This window comes from Pseudomonas sp. DCB_BI (assembly GCF_026240995.1).
GTDB lineage: Bacteria > Pseudomonadota > Gammaproteobacteria > Pseudomonadales > Pseudomonadaceae > Aquipseudomonas.
The window spans coordinates 124,564-148,502 of record NZ_JAPFCG010000009.1; the positions used below are offsets into that span (position 1 = coordinate 124,564).

The 23,939-nt window shown below is 63.2% G+C and carries 21 protein-coding genes; 8 read left to right on the forward strand and 13 right to left on the reverse strand.

Annotation, left to right across the window (positions count from 1 at the left end; all coding sequences use genetic code 11):
• Window positions 1-18 precede the first annotated feature (18 nt).
• From OO258_RS11995 to OO258_RS12030, 8 genes are all read right to left on the reverse strand, one after another.
• Window positions 19-2,805, reverse strand: a complete 2,787-nt coding sequence (locus tag OO258_RS11995) for a dermonecrotic toxin domain-containing protein (RefSeq protein ID WP_266030632.1) — start codon at window positions 2,803-2,805, stop codon at window positions 19-21.
• Window positions 2,806-2,872: 67 nt separating this feature from the next.
• Window positions 2,873-3,058: a hypothetical protein gene (locus tag OO258_RS12000; RefSeq protein ID WP_266030633.1), complete on the reverse strand. Its 186-nt coding sequence runs from the start codon at window positions 3,056-3,058 to the stop codon at window positions 2,873-2,875.
• On the reverse strand, window positions 3,055-4,167 hold the full coding sequence (locus OO258_RS12005) for a PepSY-associated TM helix domain-containing protein (RefSeq protein WP_266030635.1): 1,113 nt from the start codon (window positions 4,165-4,167) through the stop codon (window positions 3,055-3,057). The genes OO258_RS12000 and OO258_RS12005 overlap by 4 nt, the downstream gene beginning before the upstream one ends.
• A 56-nt stretch (window positions 4,168-4,223) precedes the next feature.
• Window positions 4,224-6,656 carry a TonB-dependent siderophore receptor gene (locus OO258_RS12010; RefSeq protein WP_266030637.1) on the reverse strand — a complete coding sequence of 811 codons (2,433 nt, stop codon included), beginning with the start codon at window positions 6,654-6,656 and terminating at the stop codon, window positions 4,224-4,226.
• 138 nt (window positions 6,657-6,794) lie between these two features.
• Window positions 6,795-7,751 carry a FecR domain-containing protein gene (locus tag OO258_RS12015; protein WP_266030639.1) on the reverse strand — a complete coding sequence of 319 codons (957 nt, stop codon included), beginning with the start codon at window positions 7,749-7,751 and terminating at the stop codon, window positions 6,795-6,797.
• On the reverse strand, window positions 7,748-8,266 hold the full coding sequence (locus tag OO258_RS12020) for an RNA polymerase sigma factor (protein ID WP_110745895.1): 519 nt from the start codon (window positions 8,264-8,266) through the stop codon (window positions 7,748-7,750). Before OO258_RS12020 ends, OO258_RS12015 begins: the two co-directional genes overlap by 4 nt.
• A 191-nt stretch (window positions 8,267-8,457) precedes the next feature.
• A complete protein-coding gene (locus OO258_RS12025; protein ID WP_110745894.1) occupies window positions 8,458-9,168 on the reverse strand; it encodes a PolC-type DNA polymerase III in 711 nt (236 codons plus the stop codon).
• Window positions 9,165-11,102: a putative nucleotidyltransferase substrate binding domain-containing protein gene (locus OO258_RS12030; RefSeq protein ID WP_266030641.1), complete on the reverse strand. Its 1,938-nt coding sequence runs from the start codon at window positions 11,100-11,102 to the stop codon at window positions 9,165-9,167. Before OO258_RS12030 ends, OO258_RS12025 begins: the two co-directional genes overlap by 4 nt.
• Window positions 11,103-11,218: 116 nt before the next feature.
• On the opposite strand from OO258_RS12030, the gene OO258_RS12035 reads away from it, so the two are divergent.
• Window positions 11,219-11,758 (forward strand): response regulator, encoded by a 540-nt coding sequence (locus tag OO258_RS12035; protein ID WP_110745892.1) that lies wholly within the window; start codon window positions 11,219-11,221, stop codon window positions 11,756-11,758.
• Between the two features lie 44 nt (window positions 11,759-11,802).
• On the opposite strand, the gene OO258_RS12040 is transcribed toward OO258_RS12035, so the two are convergent.
• A complete protein-coding gene (locus tag OO258_RS12040; RefSeq protein ID WP_266030644.1) occupies window positions 11,803-13,980 on the reverse strand; it encodes a malate synthase G in 2,178 nt (725 codons plus the stop codon).
• A gap of 450 nt (window positions 13,981-14,430) precedes the next feature.
• Here OO258_RS12040 and OO258_RS12045 point away from each other — a divergent pair, with 450 nt between their 5' ends.
• The gene (locus OO258_RS12045; RefSeq protein ID WP_110745890.1) at window positions 14,431-14,949 is read left to right on the forward strand and encodes a glycine cleavage system protein R; all 519 of its coding nucleotides are present in this window, start codon (window positions 14,431-14,433) and stop codon (window positions 14,947-14,949) included.
• A gap of 240 nt (window positions 14,950-15,189) precedes the next feature.
• On the opposite strand, the gene rarD is transcribed toward OO258_RS12045, so the two are convergent.
• The 4 genes from rarD to OO258_RS12065 all read right to left on the reverse strand — a co-directional run bounded on the left by rarD (window position 15,190) and on the right by OO258_RS12065 (window position 18,768).
• Window positions 15,190-16,077 carry an EamA family transporter RarD gene (gene rarD, locus OO258_RS12050; protein WP_266030645.1) on the reverse strand — a complete coding sequence of 296 codons (888 nt, stop codon included), beginning with the start codon at window positions 16,075-16,077 and terminating at the stop codon, window positions 15,190-15,192.
• A gap of 64 nt (window positions 16,078-16,141) precedes the next feature.
• A complete protein-coding gene (locus OO258_RS12055) occupies window positions 16,142-17,116 on the reverse strand; it encodes a serine/threonine protein kinase (protein ID WP_110745888.1) in 975 nt (324 codons plus the stop codon).
• Window positions 17,117-17,194: 78 nt separating this feature from the next.
• Window positions 17,195-17,941, reverse strand: coding sequence for a TOBE domain-containing protein (locus tag OO258_RS12060; RefSeq protein ID WP_266030649.1), 747 nt, complete (start codon window positions 17,939-17,941; stop codon window positions 17,195-17,197).
• Between the two features lie 95 nt (window positions 17,942-18,036).
• Window positions 18,037-18,768, reverse strand: a complete 732-nt coding sequence (locus OO258_RS12065) for a ComF family protein (RefSeq protein ID WP_266030650.1) — start codon at window positions 18,766-18,768, stop codon at window positions 18,037-18,039.
• 89 nt (window positions 18,769-18,857) lie between these two features.
• On the opposite strand from OO258_RS12065, the gene bioB reads away from it, so the two are divergent.
• The 6 genes from bioB to OO258_RS12095 all read left to right on the forward strand — a co-directional run bounded on the left by bioB (window position 18,858) and on the right by OO258_RS12095 (window position 23,753).
• Window positions 18,858-19,916, forward strand: a complete 1,059-nt coding sequence (gene bioB / locus OO258_RS12070) for a biotin synthase BioB (RefSeq protein WP_110745885.1) — start codon at window positions 18,858-18,860, stop codon at window positions 19,914-19,916.
• 1 nt (window position 19,917) lies between these two features.
• On the forward strand, window positions 19,918-21,090 hold the full coding sequence (gene bioF, locus OO258_RS12075; protein WP_266030653.1) for an 8-amino-7-oxononanoate synthase: 1,173 nt from the start codon (window positions 19,918-19,920) through the stop codon (window positions 21,088-21,090).
• Window positions 21,083-21,814 (forward strand): alpha/beta fold hydrolase, encoded by a 732-nt coding sequence (locus OO258_RS12080; protein ID WP_266030656.1) that lies wholly within the window; start codon window positions 21,083-21,085, stop codon window positions 21,812-21,814. The genes bioF and OO258_RS12080 overlap by 8 nt, the downstream gene beginning before the upstream one ends.
• Complete coding sequence (gene bioC, locus OO258_RS12085) at window positions 21,807-22,625, forward strand: malonyl-ACP O-methyltransferase BioC (protein WP_266030657.1); 819 nt, start codon at window positions 21,807-21,809, stop codon at window positions 22,623-22,625. The genes OO258_RS12080 and bioC overlap by 8 nt, the downstream gene beginning before the upstream one ends.
• 10 nt (window positions 22,626-22,635) lie before the next feature.
• The gene (bioD, locus tag OO258_RS12090) at window positions 22,636-23,316 is read left to right on the forward strand and encodes a dethiobiotin synthase (RefSeq protein WP_110745881.1); all 681 of its coding nucleotides are present in this window, start codon (window positions 22,636-22,638) and stop codon (window positions 23,314-23,316) included.
• A gap of 140 nt (window positions 23,317-23,456) precedes the next feature.
• Entirely contained in the window at window positions 23,457-23,753 is a 297-nt protein-coding gene (locus OO258_RS12095) for a pyrroloquinoline quinone biosynthesis protein PqqE (protein WP_266030659.1), read from the forward strand.
• Window positions 23,754-23,939 lie beyond the last annotated feature (186 nt).

Sequence of the window (23,939 nt, forward strand, 5' to 3'; positions counted from 1 at the left end):
GGCAGCCGGTTCGAGCCTTCATTGCGCTGGCGGTGGTTGGTCTGGCAGTGTCAGCCAGTCACTGCTGCGCCCTGCCTGGCGAACGCGTATCAGCCACTGGCCGTTTTCGTGACGCATCACCGCCCATGGCACCACCCCGGCATTGTTGGGGCTAGCCATCTGCAAGTGGTAATGATCCGGCAGCAGGTGGCGGCGTACCGGCAACTGCCCGTTCTCCAGCCCCAGGTACAACTGATCGTCAGCCTCGAAGAGCCCTTGTTCGATGTTCAGTGGCAGGCCGGCCACAGGCACTTGCAGGTAGCAGTCTTCCAGTAACTGCTTCAGGTCGGGGAGCCCGTCGTACCAGAGTACCGGTGAGTCGATGACCCACTGCCCGTCGGCCTTGCGCTTGAGCGGCTGCTGCAGGTAGGCGTCTGGCTGGCCAGGGTCGATGGCCCGCCAGCGGTAGCCATCGAAGCTGACCTGGTAATAGCGGTTGTCGTTGTCCTTGACGAAGTACAGCGATTGCCCGCCAAACGCCGAGCTTTGCTCGTATACACCTTCACCGTAGATACCGTCTATGCGATAGCGCAGGCTGCTGCTGCCCGGTTCTACCTGGAGGCGTGCGGGCAGCGGCAGTGGCGGTTGTTTGGGGATCCCGCGCAGGGATCGGCGTAGCACTCTGGAACCCAGAAAGCTGGTACCGGCATCGTTGAGGTGGCTAAGCGCCTGATAGGCATGTCGCATCATCCCTTCGACATCCTCTTGCTTGAAGGCCTCGGCGCCGTCCCAGATATCGATTGCCATGCGGCCGATCGAAAGCACCAGCAGCGCACGGTTCGGCAGCAGCAGGCTGATCAAGTCCAGTAAGCGCCAGCTCAGTACAATGACCGATTCCACGTTCACTTCCCTGGTCGTCATGCTATCGGCATCGGCCTGAGCGATCAGCGCCCGGGCTTCGGCCATGTAGTAGTCGAAGAAAAGGTCGTCCTTGATCTCGGGGGTCGTCAAATGCGTGCTCATGCGCCCCTTGTCCAGCAGCCGCTGCACCGTGGCGGCAGGCAGTAATGGCAGGCGCTGGGCCACGTAGGCTTTCAACGCGGGCTGTTGGCGCAATGTGCGGAGCAGTTCGCGGGTTGTTCGGAAACGGCGCCAGGCCCTGCGGTCCGGGGCATCCGGGGTGTACAGCACACATGCCGGAGACTTGTAGGTGATGCTGTTGAGCAGAAGCACGCCCTGCAGGGTATGGCCCATGATGTTCAGCTGCCGGACAGTGACCGGGTAGCCGGCTACCGGCGCACGCAAGGCATTGTGTGGTTGGTCCAACACTGCGCGCACCCAGTTGTAGCCGTGTTCGAAAGGGTCTTCGCCAAAGTGCCCTGCGTAGCGCGCCTTGACGGCTTCAGCGCGCATGCGTGCACGGTTGAGCTTGCTGTGCGCAGTGAGGCGCCATTTGCCCGCTCTGGAACTGATCAGTTGGGTGTGCAGGTACTTTGCGTAACTGTCACCCACGTTCAGTTCCCTGACCATGTGCTTGACATATTGCGGCGTGAGCCCGGCGGGCAAGACTTTGCCATGGGCATGGGTCACTCGGGCCGTAAGCCAGTAGTCGGTATCGAACCACGGCAAATTCTTGAGGGCGATCTCTTCGAGGGTGTTGATTTCCTCGACCATTTCCACCATCTCGTCGCCCACGCGTCGCATGCCTGCGTAGGTGACATAGGATGAGATGGCGAAGGGATGCATGATGGCGCCAGTGCGGCGGGCACGCACGACCACGATCTTGATATCGCGTGGATCTGCGGCGTACCCCAGCTCATGGCTCAGGCGCTCGCGAAGGCGTGCGTTGGCCCAGCCCAGCAGGCTATTGCGTTGCTTGAAGTCGTTGAGGCTCAGCACTCCCGGGGCGGCAGCCTGCTCGGCGATTGCCACCAGCTCTTGCATCGCCTGCATCATATGGCTCAGGCCTTGCGCAGAGGTATTGCGCAGCCAGTTCGGCAGGTTCTTCTCAAGCAATCGGGAGTAACGTGTCTGCAGGATGGGTTTGGCGCCGACTTCGTGCCCTAGCGCCAGGGCTTTATGTATTCGGGTGTGCTGGTCGGGTGAGCCGTTGCTCCACAAGCCGGTGTCACTCAGGCGTTGGCGTTGGGCTTCTATCACACTGTCGATCTGGGCCTCCAGCAGGCTGTCGGCGTACCAGTCATAGCGCAGGCGCTGTGACCGGCGAGCGCGGTCCGCCTGCGGGTCAGTGTACAGATGAAGCAGCGGTTTGCTCTGGAGTGGGTCTTCCAGACGTTCGCAAAGCTCCTGGTGCAGTGCGTCAAGGGAGTCGAAGGCCTCGATGCCTTGTGACAGGCTGCACAGCAAGGCAGCGCCTGCGGCATCCTGAGGCGTGAGCATGTGGCCCTCGGCGGTGCCGGCAACGATGATCAGTGTGCCTGGCAGGTAGCTTCGCCAGTTGGGCCGTAGGCCTTCCAGCAGAACGCGGTAGACCTGTGGCCTTTTGGCCAGTGGCATATGCCTGCGCTGGGAGGGTAGTGGCTGTTGCAGGCAGGCCCATAGTTGATCGGCTGAGCGGTAGCCTAAGGTCTCGTCGCCCAGGCGCAATTCAACCTCGGCCAGCATCAGCGCCTTGCGCAGTGCCAGCAGCTTTTGTCGTGGGGTTGCGCCCTGCTCATCGGCCGTGGTCCAGAAGCTGGCCAGTTCGCCGTGTAGCCAGGTGCGTGTGTCGGGACTGATGGGGTGCTGAAGGTCAACAGTCGGAAGGCCGCCGAGCAGCTCACTGATCTGTCGGTCGATCTGTTCCAGTTGTTCGAGGGGGCGCATGGGGCGGGTCCTTGGTTGAGGAAAACCCCATGCTTGGCAATACCTGCGGTTGCGTGGCGGTAGCGGGCTAGCGCCCCCGACGCCACAGCAGCCCGCGCAGGCTCAACAGGGCCGGCAGGCCCAGGCCGGCCCATGCCAGAACGTCCCAGCCACCGTCGCCGAGCAGTGCGGCGAACAGGCCCAGGAACCCAAGCATGGCAATCAACGCTGGCCAGGCGAAGAGGCGTGCAGTGGCTTGCGACCTGTGGCTCATGCGCGCGCCTCCCTGGGCTTGCGCTGCTTGCCCCACCACAGGTAAAGGCCGCTGCCGAGCACGATGATGGTCAGCACGTCCAGCAAAGCCCAGAGGATTTGCATTGGTCGCCCGCCGTAATCGCCGAAATGCAAAGGCTGCGACAGGCCCAAGGCATCCATGTACCAGGGACGGTCGCCTACGGCAGTCACAGCAAGGGTGCGAGCATCGATCAAGACCGGCGTGAACAGGTGCGAACTCAGGTGTGTGGCACCGTTCATGAATACCGCATAGTGGTGCTCGCTGGAGAAACGCGTGCCTGGAAAAGCGATGAAGTCCGGGCGCATGCCGGGGGCGGCCTGTTCGGCAATTTCCAGCAGGCGAGTGGCTGGGGCGCGATCGACGAGCGGCGGGGCGTCGCGGTAGGGTGCAACCATCGCTGCCAGGCTGTCGTTGCGCCAGGCCGCGATGACCAGGTCGGACAGCGCACTGATCACGCCCGTCACCCCCACGGTCAGCGCCCAGGCCAGGGTCACTACGCCGATCAGGTTGTGCAGGTCGAGCCAGCGCAGGCGGCGGGACTTGTCGTGGCGTACCGTGGCGAACTGCAGGCGGCGCATGAACGGCGCGTAGAGCACGGTGCCGGAGACGATGGCGACGATGAACAGCACGCCCATGAAGGCCAGCAGCAGCTTGCCGGGCAGGCCGGCGAACATGTCCACGTGCAGGCGCAGCATGATCATCATGAAGCCGCCATTGGCAGCCGGCATGGCCACTGCTTCGCCAGTGCGGGCGTCGAGCATGAAGGTGTGCGACAGGTTGGGGTCGGTGCCAGCGGTAGCGGCGGTGATAGCCACCACGCCGTTGGGTTCGTCCTCCTCGTAGCCGAAATACTGCACCACCTCGCCGGGACGGTGTTGTTCGGCTTTCAGTACAAGCTGCTGCAGGTCGAGGTGCGGGGTGCCAGCTGGCATTTCACGTAGTTCGGGGGCGTCGCCGAGCAGGTGTTCGAGTTCGTGGTGGAAGATCAGCGGCAGCCCGGTGAGTGCCAGCAACAACAGGAACAGGGTACAGACCAGGCTGCTCCAGGTATGGATCACGGACCAGCGGCGGATGGTTAGGCTTTTCATCACGGTACCGATTGTTGTCTGTTGGATCGTGGGGCCGCAAAGCGGCCCCCGCTCACTCAGAACTTGTAAGTGGCGCTGGCGACAACGCTGCGCTCATCGCCGTAGTAGCAGTAGTACGAGTCACAGGTAGAGAGGTAATCCTTGTTCAGCAGGTTGGTGGCATTGACCGCCACCGACGCACCTTTCAGGCTGCTGTTCAGGCGACCCAGGTCGTAATGCACCGATGCATCGAACACGGTGTAGGCCTTGGCCTTGCCCAGGTAGGTATTGGCTTGGTCACCGTAGGTGTTGCCGGTATAGCGCGCGCCCAGGCCGATGCCGAAGCCGTCGAGCACGCCGGAGTGCCAGGTGTAGTCACTCCATACCGAGGCTTGCTGGTTAGGCATCAATTGCAGGCGGTTACCTTTGTAGAGGCCGTCCTGCACTTCAGATTTGGCCAGGGTGTAAGCTGCAATCACTTTCAGGTTTTCGGTAACGTCGGAAACCGCTTCAAGCTCAAGGCCGTGGACTTTCACTTCGCCGGTCTGGCTGGTGACGGTTACGCCTCCCACGTTGTTGGTGACCGAGACGTTCTTCTGGGTCAGGTCATACACAGCGGCCGAAAGCAGGGTGTTGGAGCCCGGTGGCTGGTACTTGACGCCCAGCTCCCACTGCTGGCCTTCGGTCGGCTTGAACGATTCGGTCGCAGAAGCGCTGGCATTGCTGGCAGGTTGGAAGGACTCGGCATACGAAAGATACGGCACGAAGCCCGAATCGAACACGTAGCTGATGGCCACGTTGCCGCTGAATTTCTTGTCGCGCTGTGTATTGGTGGCATCGCCCTGGTTGAAGTACTTGGTACCGGTGTGCACCCAGTCTTCACGGCCGCCCAAGGTCAGCCGCCAGTTGCCAAGCGCCATCTGGTCCTGCACGTACAGGCCGGTCTGGCGGGATTTCTGGTTGTAGTCGTAGAACGCCGTGGAGCGGTCAGGGCGGGTGATCGGCACCCCGTACACCGGGTTGATCACGTTGCTGGCCGGCACGTTGAAGTCGAAGATCGACAGGTAGTTGGTGTTGATGCGCTGGTGATCCAGGCCAAGCAGCAGGGTGTGGGTAATGTCCCCGGTGGCGAAGTCGGCCTGGAAGTTATTGTCCACGGCGAACTGGCTGATGTCTTCGTCCGTGTTGGTCGATATGCGGCTGACTGTGCCATCGTCCTGTACTGGCGGCGAGCTGGCGTTGTAGCTGCCCGGGGTGATGGTCTGGAACGACAGGTCGGTCTTGGTGTAGCGCAGGTTCTGACGGAACTGCCACACGTCGTTGATGCGGTGTTCGAAGGCATAACCAAGCGCGTAGTAGGTGCGGTCGTAGAACTCGTAGTCCGGGTCACCCAGGTTCTTGTGGTGGGAGATCTTGCCGAACGGCATGTCGATCTTGGTGCCCTGGATCGGGCGGAACTGGCTGGTGGCGCCGGTATCGTCGCGGGTGAACTGGGTCAGCAAGGTCAGCGTGGTGTCCTCGTCCATGTTCCAGGTCAGGCTTGGGGCAATGTTGTAGCGCTTGTCGTCGATATGGTCGATCTGCGTGCCGCCATCGCGGACTACACCACTGACGCCATACAGAAAGCGGCCTTCGTCGTCGATCTTGCCGGTGCTGGCGAAATTGATCTGGCGGTGGTTGTCGCTGCCGTACTGTAGCTCGATTTCGTGCTCGCTCTCTGCTTGTGGGCGGCGGCTGACCATGTCCAGCAGGCCACCGGGCGGGGTCTGGCCATACAGCGAGGATGCCGGGCCCCGAAGCAGTGCAAGGCGGTCGAGGTTCCAGGTTTCGGCCTTCGGGTTGGCGTACACGCCGCGGGGCAGCGGCAGGCCATCGAGGAACTGGGTCGGTTCGAAGCCGCGCACGCGCATCCAGTCATAACGGGTGTCGCTGCCGAAGCTGGCAGAGACGATGCCCGGCATGTAGCGCACGGCGTCGTCGAGGCTATGCACGCCACGGTCTTTCATCTGCTCGCGGGTGGCCACGGAGATTGACCGGGGGACTTCGACCAGCGCGGTGTCGGTCTTGGTGCCAGCAGCGGTGCGCTTGGCCAGGTAGCCTTCGACCGGCCCCCAGGCGCTTTCGCTCGCGCTGGTGGCATTCACCGTGGTTTCCGGCAAGGCCAGGCTGCCGTCCGGCACGGCCACCAGGCTGTAGCTGCCGACGCTGCTCTGCTGCAGTTGCAAGCCGGTGCCGAGCAAGGCTGCATGCAAGGCGCCGAGGCCGTCGTACTGGCCGCTTACAGGGGCCGAAATGCGACCGTTGACCAGTGCGGGGTCGATGGCCAGGGCGATGCCGGCCTGGCTGGCGATCTGGTTGAGAGTACTGGCCAGCGGCGCGCTGGGCAGGTTGTAGGCGCGCGGAGCAGATTGCTCGGCGGCCGACAGGGCAGTGCTGGCCAGTGGGGCAGCCAGACCAATGGCCAGGGCCATCAGGCTAGGGCGCAGGATACGATCAACGGCACGGGACATGCGGCGGTTCCTCGACGGGTAAGTACTTGCTGCATCCTTGCCGAGCGAGAGTTGAAAAGTGACAGGGCGAATCTGAAAAAAAGTGAGAATTATTCGGAGTGGGTTTTTGTCGGTACCGGCCCTATAGCCGGTACGGGTTTACTTGGGAACGACGTTGATCCACCACTGGGTATGCCGCTCGATCTTCACCGGCAGTGCCGGTACCAGCGAGGCCAGCGCCAGGTCGGTGTCGGTCAGCGGGAAGCTGCCGGTCACGCGCAGGTCCGCGACCTTGACGTCCACCCCAAGGTAGCCGCTGCGGTACTGGCCCAACACCGCCAACAGGTCGCCCAGGCGCACGTTGTCCACCACCAGCATGCCGCGGGTCCAGGCATCGGCACCGGCTGGTACCGCGCCGATCTGGCCAAGGCCGTTGGCGTTCATCAGCACCTGCTGGCCTTCGCTCAGCACTTGTTCGTCGCCGCTGTTGTGCGGCATGGCGGCAACCGAGGCTTGCAGCACTTCCAGCCGGGTGCCGTGCTCTTCCCGCCGCACCAGAAAGCGCGTACCCAGTGGGCGCAGACGGCCATCGTCAGTGCGCACCAGCAGCGGGCGTGGGTCAAGGTGGCCGGTTTCGACCGAGATTTCGCCCTGATGCAGCACGATGACCCGCTGGTTGCCTTGGTAGTCGATGTCCACGGCAGTGTGCGTGTTCAGGCTCAGCAGGGTGCCGTCTTCCAGGCGCAGGGTGCGCAGTTCACCGGTGGCGGTCCGCTGGTCGGCCAACCAGTAGGCAGGTGCCAGCGACGGTGCGCCTACCCAGGCCAGCAGCGAACCGAGCAGGAACATGCTGGCCAAGCCACCGCCCAACTTGCCGATGCGTCGGCGCAAGCTCACCCGCGATTGCAGCAGGGCCTGGCGAGCCGGCCCGGCCGCCGCGCCGACGCGCTGGTCCAAGGCGCCGAGCTGGCGCCAAGCGCGTGCGTGTTCCTCGCTGGCCGCATGCCAGCGCATGAATTCGTTGCGTTCATCAGGGGTGCCGCTGGCCTCGTCGAGGCTGAGTTTCCAGGCGATTGCGGCTTCCAGCACCCGTGACGAAACCGGTGCGTTGCTCACGTCGGCTCCCCATACAGGGCCACGTAGCACTGACGCATGCCTTGGGCGATGTACTGGCGCACCCGCGATACCGAAACGCCCAGGCGCTCGGCGATTTCGGCATGGCCCATGCCGTCCAGACGGTTGTGCAGGAATGCCGCGCGGGCCTTGCTGGACAGCTTGCCGAGCAGCCGGTCGATGGCCTTGAGGTCTTCGAGGATCAGGTGCTGCACTTCTGGCGAAGGGTGTTCGGCTTCCGGGATCAATGCCAGTTCCGCCAAATAGGCCTGCTCCAGTGCTGCGCGGCGGAAATGGTCGAACATCAGTCCCTTGGCTACGGCAGCGAGAAACGCGCGGGGTTCGCGCGGCGTGTCCAGCTGCTCGCGGCCGAGCAGGCGCACGAAGGTGTCCTGGCTCAGGTCTTCGGCACGTTGGCGGCAGGCCATGCTGCGTTGCAGCCAGGCGAGTAGCCAGCCGCGGTGGTCGCGGTACAGCGCACCGACCAGATCGGCGTGTGGGCTCTGTGCTGAAGACAAGCAGCGTCCCCCCCGGAACGTATGCATTAACTAACGATAATTATTCGCGATTGTTGCAGAGGGGAGGGGTTGGGTGCAATGGACGCTTATCGGATTGCCATCATGGGGTTTGGTTTGAGTTATGTGGCGCCGGTGAGATCGAGCGCCGCGCGGGCGGCGCTCGATCCCACCGGCGCTGCAATTTCCACGCCCTACAAACCGTGGCTCTGCACCTTGCGCCGTCGCCACCCGCGCAACCGCTGCTCCAGCTGCAACGGGCTGTCCAGCTGCTGGCGCCGGGCCTGGCTGAACAGGATCAGCGCCAGCTCTGCGGTCACCTGGGCATCGGCGCTGGCATGGTGACGCTCTTCTACCTGCAGACCAAAGCGAGCCACCCAGTCATCCAGCCCCGCCTCCCGCAGCACCGTGTCCGGGTTGAGCATCGGTGCCAGTTCGGCAACGTCGAGGAACATTGACTGCAAGCGATGCCCAAGGGTCTCTTTTAGCGCGCGGGCGAGCATGCGCTGGTCGAATGGCGCGTGAAACGCCAGCACCGGGCTGTTGCCAATGAAATCGAGTAAATCCAGCAAGGCCTCGGCCGGGTCGCACCCCGCAGCAAGGGCGCCGGGGCCCAGGCCGTGGATCAGCACGCTGGCGTTGGTTTTCTGTAAAGGTCGGTGCAGGGTACGTTCGAACTGCTGGGCAAAATCGATGGCGCCATCCTCGATCGCCACTGCGCCAATCGACAACACTTGGTCCCGGTTGGGGTTGAGCCCGCTGGTTTCCAGGTCCAGCACCACCCAGCGCTGTTCGCGCAGGGTACATACGCCCAGCGGCACGGGCTTGGGCAACTTGGCCAGGCGCTGGCGCGTGGCGTGGTCCAGTTCGGGTGCGCTGGGGCGCAGCCAGGCGAACAGGCTCATAGCTGGTACCGCAAGGCCAGGCTGCTTTGCAGGCGCTGGGCCTGGCGCAGCGACTCGCGCAGGATGCGCCGGTCCAGGTGATTGAGGCTGTCTGGGTCGAGCCGGTTGGAGTACGGCAGGTTGTCGCGGGTCTGGCGTTGGTGCTGCTGCATGCGGGTCTGCTGGATGAAGTGGTAGGCCTCTTCATAAGCGGCGCCGTCCAGTGGTTCGATCACCCCCTTGGCCACCAGCTGGCGCAAACGCTCCAGGGTATTGCAGGCGCCGATACCATTGGCCAGGGCCAGCAAACGGGCGCCGTCGACGAAGGGCGTCAGCCCTTGGACCTTGAGGTCGAGGGTGGCCGCCTTGTCGTTGCCTTGGCGGGTCAGCACGAACTCGCGCAGGCGGCCCACCGGCGGGCGCTGGCGCAGCGCGTTCTCGGCCATCATGCGTTGGAAGATGCGGTTGTCGGCTACCTGTGCCAGCAGGCCCTGGCGCAGTTGCTCGCAACCCTGATCGTCGCCCCATACCACGCGCAGGTCGAAGTAGATGCTCGAGCCCAGCAGATTCTCCGGGCTGGCTTCGCGGACAAAACCGGCAAACCGACGCGCCCACTCTTTGCGCGACAGGCATAGCTCCGGGTTGCCGGCCATGACATTGCCCATGCACAGGGTGAAGCCGCACTGGGCCAGGCACTGGTTGATGTATTGCGCCAGTGGCAGCAGGCGGGCGCGGATGGCGTCAGCCTCGGTTTTATCTTCGGCTTCGAAGAGGATGCCGTTGTCCTGGTCGGTGTGCAGGGTCTGTTCGCGGCGCCCCTCGCTACCAAAGCACAGCCAGCTGAATGGCACACCTGGGTCGCCACGCTCCGCAAGGGCCAGCTCGATGACTCGGCATACGGTGTGGTCGTTGAGCAGGGTGATGATCTGGGTGATCTGCGTCGACGATGCGCCGTGGGCGAGCATGCGCTCTACCAGTTGGCTGATCTCTCCGCGTAGCGAAACCAGGCTGTCCAGGCGTGGCGCATGGCGGATGGTGCGCGCCAGGTGCACCAGGTCGACCCGTTGCAGGGAGAACAGGTCGCGTTCGGAAACCACCCCGCACAGGCGGCGGTTGTCCACCAGGCACACGTGGGCGATATGCCTCTCGGTCATGGCCATGGCGGCATCGAAGGCGCTGGCCTGGGGGCTCAGATAGAACGGTTTAGCGGTCATGTGCCGCTCGATCGGCGCGCCCAGGTCGGCATCGGCCGCAGCCACCACCTGGCGAAGGTCACGCAGGGTGAAAATGCCGATGGGGTAGCGCTGCGGGTCGACTACCACGATGCTGCCGACCTGTTGCTCGTGCATCAGCCGCACGGCTTCGCGCAATGGCGTATCGGCGCTGCACACTACCGGGTGACGCATGGCCAGTTCACCCAGCGGTGTGTTCAGCGAATACTGGGTGCCAAGGGTTTCTACCGCACGTTGGCGCACCTGCTGGTTGACCTGGTCAAGGAGGCTGCTGACCCCGCGCAGGGCAAAATCCCGAAACACTTCCGACATCGAGAAGACGCGGATGAATGCCGCCTTGTTCAGTTGCAGGCAAAAGGTGTCTTCCCCGGCCAGGTGCTCGGTGCGGGTTGCCCGCTCGCCCAACAGCGCGGCCAAGGGGAAGCATTCGCCGCTGGTGATTTCGAAGGTGGTCTCGACCCCGGGTTTGACCAGGTGCTGGCGCTCGCCAACTACCCGCCCTTGCTTGACGATGTAGAAGTGCTCGACCGGGCCGTCGGCGGGCTTGACGATGCTTTCGCCGCAAGCATAGAAGCGCAGCTGGCACTGCTCGACCAGGTAGGCCAGGTGGCTGTGTTCCATTTGGTTGAACGGCGGAAAGCGCTGCAGAAACTGCAGCGTGCCCTGGATGTTCTGCAGCACTGCCGTCCTGCCTGCCTGGCTGTAGGCGTCATTTTTGCTCATGAAACTGACCGTATCGCTATGCCGAACTATATATATCTATATATAGGTGCCGGCCATGTTGTTCTCTGCCTCCATGGTCGGCTTGCAGCGAAGTGGTGCCCATTGGACGTAAGTCTATGAGCGCCTCTGTCAAAGACCCGACGAAAGGCGAAACGGGTTACGCGAGTAATGTGGTCCTAAGGCTGAAGCGGAATTTTTTTGACGAGATGAGCATGCCTGAGCAAACCGACATACTGAGCGATGCCGAGCGCGAGGCGTTGGCCGTGGTCAGTGCGCCTGTGGCACCCAAGCCACTGGTGCTGGTGGTGGATGACAACGCGGTCAACCGTGAGGCGTTGATCCTTTACCTGAAAAGCCGGGGGATCGATTGCGTGGGTGCGGACGGTGCCGAGGAGGCCAGGTTGTACCTGCATTATCAGCAACGTATCGGGTTGATGATCACGGACTTGCGCATGCAGCCGGTCGACGGTCTTGACCTGATTCGTTGGATTCGCGAATCGGAAAGGGCGGCGTTATCGATCATCGTGGTGTCGGGCGACACCGATGTGAAAGAGGCCGTGGATGTGATGCATCTGGGGGTGGTGGATTTCCTGCTCAAGCCGGTGGACCTGGGCAAGCTGCTGGAGTTGGTGAAGAAAGAACTTAAAATCGACTGATGCGCAGTGGGGGCCGCAAAACGGCCCCCTGGCGCAGATGCTACTTACAACCCGTTACGCGCCTTGAACTCGCGGCGACGGCGGTGCAGTACCGGCTCGGTATAACCGTTCGGCTGCTTGCCACCTTCCACCACCAGCTCCACAGCCGCCTGGAACGCGACGTTGTCGTCGAAGTTCGGCGCCATCGGGCGGTACAGGGCGTCACCAGCGTTCTGCTGGTCAACCACCACGGCCATGCGCTTGAGGCTTTCCAGCACCTGCTCCTGGCTGACCACGCCGTGGCGCAGCCAGTTGGCCAGCAGCTGGGCCGAAATACGCAGGGTGGCGCGGTCTTCCATCAGGCCGACGTTGTTGATGTCCGGCACCTTCGAGCAACCCACACCCTGGTCGATCCAGCGAACCACGTAGCCGAGGATGCCCTGGGCGTTGTTGTCCAGCTCATTGCGGATCTCTTCGTCCGACCAGTTGGTGTCGGCAGCCAGCGGGATGGCCAGGATGTCGTCTACCGAAGCCGGGGTACGCGAGGCCAGTTCACGCTGGCGTGCCTGCACGTCAACCTTGTGGTAGTGCAGGGCATGCAGCGTGGCGGCAGTCGGCGACGGTACCCAGGCGGTGTTGGCGCCGGCCAGCGGGTGGGCGATCTTCTGCTCGAGCATGGCGGCCATCAGGTCCGGCATGGCCCACATGCCTTTGCCGATCTGGGCACGGCCCTGCAGGCCGGTGGCCAGGCCTACGTCGACGTTGTTGTTCTCGTACGCGCCGATCCACTTCTCGTTCTTCATGGCGCCCTTGCGCACCACGGCGCCGGCTTCCATCGAGGTGTGGATCTCGTCGCCGGTGCGGTCGAGGAAGCCGGTGTTGATGAACGCCACGCGCTCGGCAGCTGCCTTGATGCAGGACTTGAGGTTGACCGTGGTACGGCGTTCCTCGTCCATGATGCCGACCTTGACGGTGTTGCGCGGCATACCCAGCAGGTCTTCGACCTGGCTGAAGATCTCGGCGGCGAATGCCACCTCTTCAGGACCGTGCATCTTCGGCTTGACGATGTATACGCTGCCGCTGCGGGTGTTCTTGCGGCTGGTGTTGCCGTTGAGGTTGTGCAGGGCGATCAGGTTGGTGAAGAGGCCGTCCTGGATGCCTTCTGGGATCTCGTTGCCTTGGGCATCCAGAATCGCCGGGTTGGTCATCAGGTGGCCAACGTTACGCACGAACAGCAGCGAACGGCCGTGCAGGGTTACGCTGCCACCGTTGGGTGCGGCGTACTCGCGGTCCGGGTTCATGGTACGGGTGAAGGTCTTGCCACCCTTGCTCACGCTTTCGGCCAGGTCGCCTTTCATCAGGCCCAGCCAGTTGCGGTAGACGATGACCTTGTCGTCGGCGTCGACGGCGGCAACGGAGTCTTCGCAGTCCATGATGGTGGTCAGCGCCGACTCCATCAGGATGTCTTTGACGCCGGCCGCGTCGGTGCTGCCGACCGGGGTGCTGGCGTCGACCTGGATTTCGAAATGCAGGCCGTTGTGCTTGAGCAGCACGGCAGTCGGTGCCGCGGCGTCGCCGTGGAAGCCAATCAGCTGTGCGTCATCACGCAGGCCACTGTTGCTGCCGCCCTTCAGGGTGACCACCAGCTTGCCGCCTTCAATGCGGTAGGCGGTAGAGTCGACATGCGAGCCGGCAGCCAATGGCGCGGCTTCATCAAGGAAGGCGCGGGCGAAGGCGATGACTTTGTCGCCACGCAGCTTGTTGTAACCCTGGCCTTTCTCGGCGCCACCTTCATCGCTGATGGCGTCGGTGCCATACAACGCGTCGTACAGCGAACCCCAACGGGCGTTGGCGGCGTTCAGGGCGAAACGGGCGTTCATCACCGGAACAACCAGCTGTGGGCCGGCCATGTGGGCGATTTCTTCGTCCACGTTCTGGGTGGTGGCCTGGAAATCGTCGGCTTGTGGCAGCAGGTAGCCGATTTCCTGGAGGAATGCTTTGTAGGCTACGGCGTCGTGGGCCTGGCCTTTACGTGCCTGATGGTAGGCGTCGATCTTGGCTTGCAGCTCGTCGCGCTTGGCGAGCAGGGCTTTGTTCTTTGGAGCGAGGTCATTGATGATCTTCTCTGCACCCGCCCAGAACTGCTCGGCGACGATGCCGGTCCCGGGGATGGCTTCGTTGTTCACGAAGTCGTACAGGACCTTGGCGACCTGAAGGCCACCGACTTGAACGTATCCAGTCATTGCTTGCCTCACTCTGCTCAGCTATTTCGCTCTTCTGTATTAAGCCTGTAGCGCTTCTCTAAACACGTACCAGTGCTTGCTCCCGGGGGTGAGCCCGAGCGCGGCTGGGTGCAGCCTGCCAGACGGGCTGGCAGGCAGTGTGCGTATTTTCACAGGCGCCTTGGCAGACATCCAAACGACGTTTTGTAGTCCGCGCCACGGGATACTACATGAAGCAGTAGGCGGGGCAAAATCAGACTAAAAGCGCCGTTATGCGACCCGTTGGTCGCGTATGGTCACGCTGGGAATGGGTATGTTCGCAAAAAACTGGTGGATTGTTCCAGATAAATCTTGAAACAGTACACGATTGGCTGTGCGGATTGCCCTGCGGCAGGTTGCCGCGCCTTGCCTATACTGAGCGGATCCCCCGATTATCTGCCGCCCGGCGCGGTCCGACACGAGGAAGGGCTTGTGGATCATCTTGTACTAACTGTGATTGCCCCTGACAAGGCCGGCCAGGTCGAACGCATTGCCCAGTGCATCGCCGACCACAGTGGCAACTGGCTGGAAAGCCGCATGTCGCGCATGGCCGGCCAGTTTGCTGGCATCCTGCGGGTGGCGGTGCCGGCAGAGAATTACGCCGAACTCGTGGCCTCGCTGCAGGGGCTGGCCAGGTATGACATACGCGTGCTGATTGCCGAGAGCGGGATCGAGCCATCGTGCACCTGGAAGCCGATTGCCATGGAGCTGGTGGGTAATGATCGGCCGGGGATCGTGCGGGACATTACCCGCTTGCTGGCCGAGCTGCAGGTAAACGTCGAGCGGTTTTCCACAGAAGTGCGGCCGGCGCCGATGAGCAGTGAGCCGTTGTTTCACGCCGACGCATTGCTGGCGCTGCCGTTGACATTGCCGCTGGATGAACTGCAGCAGCGGCTGGAGAGCCTGGCGGATGACTTGATGGTGGAGTTGAAGCTGCGGGCGGAGGATTGATCAGGGATTGCCGAAGCGGCCCCCTGCGGTTATCCCGATATCACGGGGAAGGCCCTGTGGATAACCTGGGGGTGTACCTCTCCAGGCCAATAACGGCGTGCCTTCCACGGCTTTGATCAAAAAACATCCAGAAATCAGCAGCTTGTGCACAAACTACGGGGACGAGGGTGTGGATAACCTTTGGAGATGTCTCTGCAGGCCACGGACTACAGGGCCTGCAGAGTTTTGATTGTTTTTTGATCAGCTACGCTTGCGCAAACTCAGCCACGCATCGACGCTGTAAATCGCCAGGCCCGCCCAGATGAACATGAACGCCACCAGTGTGCTCGACGACAGATGTTCATCGAACAGTAGCACTGCTTGCAGCAGCACCAGGGTCGGCGCCAGGTATTGCAGGAAGCCCAACGTGGTGTATGGCAGGTGCCGCGCTGCTGCGTTGAAGCACACCAGCGGCACCAGAGTTACCGGCCCCGCTGCCATCAGCCACAAGGCCTCGCTGCTGGTGTAGAACGCGCCTTGGGCACTCATCGCCGCCGGGTGCAGCAATAGCCAGCCGAGCGCCAGCGGCACCAACATCCAGGTTTCCACCACCAAGCCGGGCAGCGCAGCCACCGGCGCCTGCTTGCGGATCAGCCCGTAGAAGCCGAAGCTCAGCGCCAGCGCCAGCGATACCCACGGCAGGCTCCCCACCTGCCATACCTGCTGGGCCACGCCGATGCCGGCCATGCTCACCGCCAGCCATTGCAGGCGGCGCAGGCGTTCGCCAAGAATCAGCATGCCCAGCAGCACGTTGATCAGCGGGTTGATGTAGTAACCCAGGCTGGCTTCGAGCATGCGGCCGTTGTTCACCGACCACACGTAGGTCAGCCAGTTACCGGCGATTAGCGCCCCGCTCAGGGCCAGGATGCCCAGCCGGCGCGGGTTTTCACGCAGTTCCCGCCACCAGCCGGGGTGTTTCCACACCAGCAGCAGTAGCGAGCCGAACAGCGCCGACCAGAGCACCCGGTGGACGATGATCTCTACCGCCGGGACGCTCTGTATTGCCTTGAAGTAGAGGGGGAACATGCCCCAGATGATGTAGGCGCTCAGGCCCAGAATGTACCCGCGACGCGGGTTTGCGGCGTGCATGCAGAATCCTTGCTTAGGTAGCTAAATAAAGCGACGCCTATTGTAGACAGAGGCGGGTACGCTTCTAGAACAATTTCAGCGGTGCTTCATCCAGTGCCGCCATTTGTTCGCGCAGGGCCAGAATCTGATCGCCCCAATAACGTGGCTGGCCGAACCAGGGGAAGCTGCGCGGGAACGCCGGATCATCCCAGCGGCGTGCCAGCCAGGCGCTGTAGTGCAGTTGGCGCAAGGCACGCAGCGGTTCGATCAGGGCCAGCTCGCGCGGGTCGAAATCGTGAAACTCGTTGTAGCCGTCGATCAGTTCGGCCAGTTGCCCCAGCCGCTCTTCGCGGTTACCGGCCAACATCATCCACAGGTCCTGCACCGCCGGGCCCATCCGGCAGTCGTCGAGGTCGACCACGTGATACACCTCGTCCCGGTGCATCAGGTTGCCAGGGTGCAGATCGCCGTGCAGGCGGATGAGCTGGTGCGGGGTACGGCTGTAGATATCCTCGACGCGTTTGAGCAAGTCGCGAGCCACGGATTGGAACGCCGGGAGCAGTTCGCGCGGGACAAAATCGCCCTCCAGCAGGGTTTTCAGCGAGGCATGGCCGAAGTTGTCCACAGCCAGCGCTTCGCGGTGCTCGAAGGGTTTGCTGGCGCCCACGGCATGCAGGCGGCCAAGCAGCTGGCCCAGGCGGTAGAGCTGGTCGAGGTTACCCGGCTCTGGGGCATGCCCGCCGCGGCGAGGGAACAGGGTGAAGCGGAAGCCCTGGTGTTCGAACAATGTGCGGCCATCGTGCTGCAGGGGCGCAACCACCGGCACTTCACAGTCGGCCAGTTCGGCGGTAAAGCTGTGTTCTTCGAGTATCGCCGCATCGCTCCAGCGGCCTGGGCGGTAGAACTTGGCAATCAACGGCTGGGCGTCTTCGATGCCCACCTGATAGACGCGGTTCTCGTAGCTGTTCAGTGCCAGCACCCGGGCATCGCTGAGAAAGCCAATGCTTTCCACGGCGTCCAGGACCAGGTCGGGGGTGAGGGTGTCGAAGGGGTGGGACATGGGAACTCCGGGGGTAAGCGGCTGGAGGCCATGGTACCGCGTTATACCTGGGCCGGCCTCCTCGCGGGCGAGCCCCGGTTACGCAGGTATCCCTATCAACACATAAGAGGGATGGAATTGCACCCTCACCTGCTGCCCAGCCAGCCAATCAGCCTCGGCCATGGCACACAGCGTCTGCCCATTGCCAAGCGCCAACCTGACTTCACTGGGTTCATCGACCTCAGCCAATACTTCCTCCACTGTCGCCCGCAGGCAGTTGCTTCCCGCTTCTGCCTCTTCCCCCTCTGCCAGCAACCGCACCCACCCCGCCTTGAGCAGGGCCACCACCATCGTTCCCAGTGTCAGCTCAAGCCGCGCGGTGCTGTCGTGGGTGATCAGCGCCTCGATCTCCAGCCCGCCACCCAAGGCCAGGCTCACGCGGTCATAGCGGCCTTCTCGGCGCAAACCGCTGACCTGTCCCTGCAGTTGGTTACGCGCACTGGTGCGCAGCATGAGGCGCCCGAGCAGGTCGAGGTCGCTGGATTCTTCAGCGGCGTCGAGCATTTGCGCCTGCAGGGCCTGCAGCCTCTGATACAGGCGCAGAACGCGCTCACCTTCTGCAGACAGGCGCGCGCCGCCACCGCCGCGGCCACCGGTGCTGCGCTCGACCAAGGGCTGGCTGGCCAGGTTGTTGAGCTCATCGATGGCATCCCAGGCCGCTTTGTAGCTGATGCCAGCAGCCTTGGCGGCGCGGGTGATCGAGCCTTGCTCGGCAACGTGCTGCAGCAGCGCGATGCGCTGTGGGCGGCGGGCGATGTGCTGGGTGAGGAGGGTGGGTAGGGGCATAGGGAGTCAGTCGATGTAAGGGGTAGCCAAGTGTGAATTGCGCAGCCACAGCTGTCTCGCAAAATCCTGAGGTCGGTCCCACAGGGGCCGTCGAGTCATACATACCCCGGCTTGGGCGTTCGTGCCAGGCAATACACATCGACCTTGTGCGCCCCGGCCTCGCGCAGCACCTGGGCAATCGCCTGCGCGGTGGCACCGGTGGTCAACACATCATCGATGATGGCGACATGTTTGCCCGTCACGTCACCGGCGACCGTGAACGCCTGGCGCAAATTGCGCCGTCGTGCCTTGGCATCCAGCCATTGCTGCGCTGGCGTCTCGCGCGTGCGCAGCAACAACCGATCGTCGCAAGGTAGCCCCAGCTGCGATGACAACCAGCGCCCAAGCATCCCCGCCTGGTTGAACCCCCGCTCGCGTAGTCGACGCCTGGCCAAGGGTACAGGCAACAGCAGGTCGGGGCGTGGGAGGCCCTCAGCAAAGCGGTGCAGCAGCCCGTGCCCCAACAACTCGGCCAGCAACCGCCCCACAGGCCACTGCCGGTTGTGCTTGAAACGGCTGATCAATGTGTCCACCGGAAAGCCGAAATGCCACAGCGCAATGACCTGTTCGAATGCCGGCAAGCGGCGACAGCACTGGGCACAGGCCAGGTCCGCCATGGGCAGGGGCAGGGCGCAATAACGGCATTGGTCACCCAGCCAGGGCAGTTCTTGTTCGCAGGCCATGCACAGTGGGTAGTGCTGCCCGGCAGGTACATCACAAAGCAGACACATCTGATTAATAAGTGACCACTTGTAAACCAGCCTTTTCAAGTACGGTTGACAGTTCATGGGCCTTCCCTGACTATGCGAGCTATCCGTGATGCGCTGGCGGGCTTACCTGTCCCGGCGCCAGCTTCAGCCTAAACAAGGAAACGCCGATGAGCGCCAGCACAACTGCAACAATACGTCACGACTGGTCCCTGGCCGAGGTCAAGGCGCTGTTCCAGCAACCCTTCAACGACCTGCTGTTCCAGGCGCAGACCGTGCACCGCGCGCATTTCGACCCGAACCGCGTGCAGGTTTCGACCCTGCTGTCGATCAAGACCGGCGCCTGCCCGGAAGATTGCAAATATTGTCCGCAGTCCGGCCACTACAACACCGGGCTGGAAAAGCAAAAGCTGATGGAAGTGCAGAAGGTGCTGGAAGAAGCCGCCCGCGCCAAAGCCATCGGCTCTACCCGCTTCTGCATGGGCGCGGCGTGGAAGCACCCGTCGGCCAAGGACATGCCCTACGTGCTGGAGATGGTCAAAGGCGTGAAGGCCATGGGCCTGGAAACCTGCATGACCCTCGGCAAGCTCGATGAGGAGCAGACCAAGGCCCTGGCCCAGGCCGGCCTGGACTACTACAACCACAACCTCGACACCTCGCCAGAGTTCTACGGCAGCATCATCACCACCCGCACCTACAGCGAGCGCCTGCAGACCCTGGCCTATGTGCGTGACGCAGGGATGAAGATCTGCTCCGGCGGCATCCTTGGCATGGGCGAGTCGCTGGACGACCGCGCGGGCCTGCTGATCCAGCTGGCCAACCTGCCCGAGCACCCAGAGTCGGTGCCGATCAACATGCTGGTCAAGGTGGCCGGTACGCCGCTGGCCGAGGAAGAAGATGTCGACCCGTTCGACTTCATCCGCATGCTGGCAGTGGCCCGCCTGTTGATGCCCAAGTCGCACGTGCGCCTGTCCGCCGGCCGCGAGCAGATGAACGAGCAGATGCAGGCCCTGGCCTTCATGGCTGGCGCCAACTCGATCTTCTACGGCGAAAAACTGTTGACCACTGCCAACCCGCAGGCCGACAAGGACATGCAGCTGTTCGCACGCCTGGGCATCAAGCCCGAAGCGCGTGAAGAGCACGCCGATGAAGTGCACCAGGCTGCCATCGAGCAGGCGCTGGTCGAGCAGCGCAGCAGCGAGATGTTCTACAACGCCGCGACAGCCTGAGATGGCCTTTGACCTGGCGGCGCGCCTGGCCGAACGGCGCGCCGCAGACCTGTATCGGCAGCGGCCACTGCTGCAGAGCCCACAGGGGCCGGACGTGGTGGTCGACGGCCAGCGTTTGCTGGCTTTCTGCAGCAATGACTACCTGGGCCTGGCCAATCACCCCGATGTGATCGCGGCCTGGCAGGCGGGTGCCGAGCACTGGGGTGTCGGTGGCGGCGCTTCGCATCTGGTAATCGGCCACAGCTCTCCACACCATCGGGTGGAAGAGGCGTTGGCCGAACTCACCGGCCGCCCGCGTGCGCTGCTGTTCTCCACCGGTTACATGGCCAACCTCGGCGCCATCACTGCGCTGGTGGGGCAGGGCGACACCGTGCTGCAAGACCGTCTGAACCACGCCTCGCTACTGGACGGCGGGCTGCTCAGTGGTGCCCGCTTCAACCGTTACTTGCATAACGACCCGACCAGCCTGGCCAGCCGCCTGGACAAGGCCGTCGGCAATACCCTGGTGGTGACCGACGGTGTGTTCAGCATGGACGGCGACCTTGCCGACCTGCCGGCGCTGGCCGATGTCGCCCGTGCCCGCGGTGCCTGGCTGATGGTCGACGACGCCCATGGTCTGGGCACCCTGGGCGCTCAGGGCGGCGGTATTGTCGAGCACTTCGGCCTGGGCGTGGATGACGTGCCGGTGCTGATCGGCACGCTGGGCAAGGCCTGCGGTACTTCCGGTGCCTTTGTTGCCGGCAGCGAAGAGCTGATCGAGACGCTGGTGCAGTTCGCCCGCCCGTACATCTACACCACCAGCCAGCCACCTGCATTGGCCTGCGCCACGCTCAAGAGCCTGGAGCTGCTGCGCAGCGAAACCTGGCGCCGCGAGCACCTGGCGGCGTTGATCCGGCAGTTCCGCGAAGGCGCGCAGCAGATCGGTTTGCAATTGATGGACAGCCCGACGCCGATCCAGCCAATCGTCATTGGTGACAGCGCGCAGGCCCTGCGCCTGTCGCGCATGCTGCGCGAGCGGGGGTTGTTGGTCACTGCAATCCGCCCACCCACCGTGCCGGCTGGCAGTGCCCGCCTGCGGGTGACCCTGAGCGCCGCACACAGCGAGGCGCAGGTGCAGCTATTGTTGAATGCATTGGCCGAGTGTTATCCACAGTTGGAGAACGCCGATGCGTAATCGTCTTGTACTGCTGCCCGGCTGGGGCCTGGGCACTGCCTCACTGGAACCGCTGGCCGCCAGCCTGCGTGCCCAGGATGCCCGCTTGCAGGTTGAACTCATGCCCCTGCCGGAGTTGCCTCACAGCGACGTTGAGAGCTGGATCGAGCACCTCGACCGCAAGCTGCCCAGTGATGTCTGGCTAGGCGGCTGGTCATTGGGTGGCATGCTTGCCAGCGCGCTGGCGCACAAGCGGGGCGATCACTGCTGTGGCCTGCTGACGCTGGCCAGCAACCCCAGTTTCGTCGCCCGTGCCGATTGGCCGCATGGCATGGCCGAAGACACTTTTGGCACCTTTCTCGACGGCTGCCGCAGCCATACCCAAGTAACCCTCAAGCGCTTCCGCACCCTGTGCAGCGACGGCGCCCAGCAACCGCGAACCCTACTGCGCCAGCTGGGTGTCGGCGTGCCGGATACCGACCCGCTGTACCTGGCGACCGGCCTTGAAGTGCTGGCCAAGCTGGACACCCGCCAAGCCCTGCAGGCCTATGGCGGCCCGCAACTGCACCTGTTCGCCGGCAGCGATGCGCTGGTGCCGGCAGAGGCGGCAAAGGCATTGAGCGAACTGCTACCCGATGTGGAAGTGGGCCTGGTCGAAGACAGTTCCCACGCGTTCCTGCTGGAGTACCCGCAGGAGCTGGCGGCGGGCATCAAGAGTTTTCTGCATGAGAGTGGCGATGACTGACCTATCCCGTCCGACCCTGCCCGGCGCATTGCCCGACAAACGCCAGGTAGCGGCTTCGTTTTCCCGCGCTGCGGGAAGCTACGACAGCGTGGCTGCGCTGCAGCGTGCCGTCGGTTTGGGGCTGTTACAGCACTTGCCCGCGGGCCTGCAGCCATCGCGCTGGCTGGACCTGGGCAGTGGCACCGGCCACTTCAGCCGTATCCTGGCCGAACGTTTCACCCAGGCCAGCGGCGTAGCGGTCGATATTGCCGAAGGTATGCTGCGTCATGCCCGCAATGAGCAAGGTGGGGCGCACTATCACGTGGCCGGCGACGCCGAGCGCTTGCCGCTGCGCGATGCCAGTGTTGACCTGGTGTTCACTAGCCTGGCTGTGCAATGGTGCGACCAGTTCGCCAGTGTGCTGGCAGAAGCCCTGCGCGTGCTGCGCCCGGGTGGCGTGCTGGCTTTCAGTAGCCTGTGCGTGGGCACCCTCGATGAACTGCGCGCCAGCTGGCAGGCCGTGGATGGCCTGGTGCATGTGAACCGCTTCCGCCGTTTCGAGGACTACCAGCGCCTGTGTGCCGACAGTGGCTTCGAACACCTTGAGCTGCAGCGCTGCCCACACGTGCTGCATTACCCCGATGTGCGCAGCCTGACCCACGAACTGAAGGCGTTGGGTGCGCACAATCTTAACCCTGGGCGGCCTTCCGGCCTTACCGGGCGGGCACGCATGCAGGGCCTGTTGCAGGCTTATGAAGCATTTCGCCAGCCTGCGGGGCTGCCAGCCACCTATCAGGTGGTCTATGGTGTGTTGCGCAAGCCACAGGCGTAAGGGGAGCGAGATGAGCCAGGCCTATTTCATTGCCGGTACCGATACCGATGTCGGCAAGACCACCATTGCCGCCGGGCTGCTGCATGCGGCGCGCTCGCAGGGCATGAGCACCCTGGGCGCCAAGCCGGTGGCCTCTGGCTGTACGATGACGCCCAAAGGCTTACGCAACAGCGATGCGCAGGCCCTGATCGATGAAAGCACGATCAAGTTGCCTTATGAGCAGGTCAACCCGTTTGCCTTCGAGCCTGCCATCGCTCCGCATGTGGCGGCGCGCGAGGCGGGGGTGACGCTGGCAGTGCCGGAGCTGCTGGCGGCGATGCGCAACGTGTTGCAACAAAATGCCGACTTCACATTGATTGAAGGGGCGGGTGGCTGGCGTGTGCCATTGTCTGGTCTGGAGAACCTGTCCGACCTTGCCGTAGCGCTGAAGCTGCCAGTAATACTGGTCGTCGGGGTGCGGCTGGGGTGCATCAGCCATGCCTTGCTCAGTGCCGAGGCGATCGAGCGCGACGGGCTGCAGTTGGCGGGTTGGGTGGCCAACATCATCGAGCCGCGTACTTCAAGGCTGGAAGAGAACCTGGCCAGCCTGGCCGAACGGTTGCCTGCACCCTGCCTGGGGCGGGTACCCAAGCTCAAGCAGGCCAGTGCCGACATGGTGGCTGAACATCTGCACCTGGATCTGCTGGATTAGCTGTTTTCAGGCCCGGCTTCATCGCAGGGATACCCAAGGCCTATCAACTGGCACCGGGCCATTAGCGATTTAAACGGGCCTTTTCGCTGATCGCCTGCTTTAATTGGCGTGTTCCTATCCAGCGTCAATGGAGTCCTGACATGGAAATCACCGGTAGCTCCGCCTATTACGCGGGCTTGAGCGCAATCCAGTCCGGCCAGAACCGTCTCGATCAGGCCGCCGGCCAGATCGCCAATACCAGTGCTGAACGCACTGCCACCAGCCAATCCAGCGATTATCAGGCCGAACGCCTGCGCGCTGTGGACCGCAGCCAGCAGATGGACCTTGCTACCAGTGTCGTGCAACAGGCAGTGGGCAAGACCGAAGTCGAGCTTGGCGCAAAAGTGGTCAAGGCATCCGACGAAATGCTCGGCCGGATCATCGATACCTACGCCTGACACGCCGCGCCAATCAAGTTCCCTACCCGCTCAGCCCCTGTGGGAGCCTGTGCGAGAGGGCGTGCCCGCGCATCGGCAGGCATGCACCTCTTTTGCCTGGCCTGTCTGTTTAGCGGCATGTCGGCTCCCAAGAAGGGGGCTTTTGCCTGCGGTTGGCGCATACGCCATTTTCCGTGGCGTAAATGG